Origin of the sequence: Mesorhizobium sp. M7A.F.Ca.ET.027.03.2.1, assembly GCF_003999175.1 — a bacterium.
Lineage (GTDB): Bacteria > Pseudomonadota > Alphaproteobacteria > Rhizobiales > Rhizobiaceae > Mesorhizobium.
In genome coordinates this window covers 1-1,490 of sequence record NZ_RZOM01001289.1, presented here as the reverse complement: position 1 = coordinate 1,490, position 1,490 = coordinate 1, and the positions used below count along the sequence as shown (strand labels likewise).

Genomic DNA, 1,490 nt, shown 5'->3' with positions numbered 1-1,490 from the left:
ACCTGAATCTCTTCAGTTGGTGACGACAATGCGCGTATTGCCGAAACCGGCTTGCCGAACCATCGCATAGAAGGCGGCGGCATTGGTCGGGTGCAAGCGCACACAGCCATGCGATGCCGGGCGCCCGAGCTGCCTCACCGCGCCGGTGCCGTGAATGGCATAGCCGCCGCGGAAGAACACCGAATGAGGCATTGGCGACATGTCGTATTTGCGCGAATACCACATCCGCGCCGTCCGTTGCGGCCGATAGCTGCCGCGCGGCGTAATGTAACCTTTGCGCGCGGTGGAGACGCTCCACCGGTAAACCGACGCGCCATATCTGACGGTCATCGTCTGCGAAGACACGTCAATATTTGCAACGAGGCTGGCTGCCCAGCCCTGCCCCGAAGCACCGAACAGCATCGCAACAAACACGGCTGCCATGAGAACTGTCTTTTTCATGCGATCAAACCCCTTTGATTGCCCCTAACCTGCCTGCCCTCAAATTGTCTCTCATCTTTTTAATGGCAGATGAACGGGCTAACACACACACCTTGACCAATTCGCCAATCCAAAGCAGCGAATTTGAACGATTTCCCGCAATAGTTGCCGCAACGACACGCCGCACAGGCTCGATCACCAACGGGCTTGCAAAACCGCCGAGATCGCTGCTCAACTCTGGGCATGAACGAGCGACTCCTCCGGGCAATCGATGACAGGCGCGACGATGTCGTCGCGCTGACCACTGAGCTGATCCGTTTTCCGACCATCAATCCACCCGGCGAGGCCTATCGGCCATGCGCCGACTATCTCGGCGCGCGGCTGAAGAAGAGTGGTTTCGAGACCGAATTCATCCGCGCCGAAGGCACGCCCGGCGACACCGACCGCTACCCGCGCGTCAATGTCGTTGCCCGTTTCGACGGAAGATCGTCAGGCGCCTGCGTCCACTTCAACTCGCATATCGACGTGGTCGAAGCCGGCGACGGCTGGACCGTCGATCCTTTTGCCGGCGTCGTCAAAGACGGCAAGGTCTATGGTCGCGGCGCCTGCGACATGAAGGGCGGACTGGCCGCCTCGATCATCGCAGCCGAAGCCTTCCTGGAAGTCTTCCCCGACTTTCCCGGCGTCATCGAAATATCCGGCACCGTCGACGAGGAGTCCGGCGGCTTCGGCGGCGTCGCCCATCTGGCCAGACTCGGCTATTTCTCAAAACCCAGGGTCGACCACGTCATCATTCCCGAGCCGCTCAACAAGGACCGCATCTGCCTCGGGCATCGCGGCGTCTGGTGGGCGGAGATCGAGACCAAGGGCGAGATCGCGCACGGCTCGATGCCGTTTCTCGGCGACAATGCGGTGCGCCACATGGGCGCCGTGCTGAGGGCTTTCGAGGACGAGCTGTTCCCTGCGCTTGACCGTAAGATGACGCGCATGCCGGTCGTGCCCGAAGGGGCAAAACGCTCGACCATGAACATCAATTCGATCCATGGCGGCCAGACCGAGGACTTCCGGCC

Annotated in this window: 2 protein-coding genes; one reads left to right on the top strand and one right to left on the bottom strand. The window is 61.0% G+C overall.

Annotated elements, in window-relative coordinates; translation table 11 throughout:
* Positions 1 to 12 precede the first annotated feature (12 nt).
* On the bottom strand, positions 13 to 441 hold the full coding sequence (locus EN750_RS33930; protein ID WP_023812266.1) for a L,D-transpeptidase: 429 nt from the start codon (positions 439 to 441) through the stop codon (positions 13 to 15).
* Between the two features lie 222 nt (positions 442 to 663).
* Here EN750_RS33930 and EN750_RS33925 point away from each other — a divergent pair.
* Positions 664 to 1,490, top strand: an 827-nt coding sequence (locus EN750_RS33925; RefSeq protein ID WP_127399247.1) for an acetylornithine deacetylase/succinyl-diaminopimelate desuccinylase family protein, incomplete at its 3' end; no start/stop codon positions are given.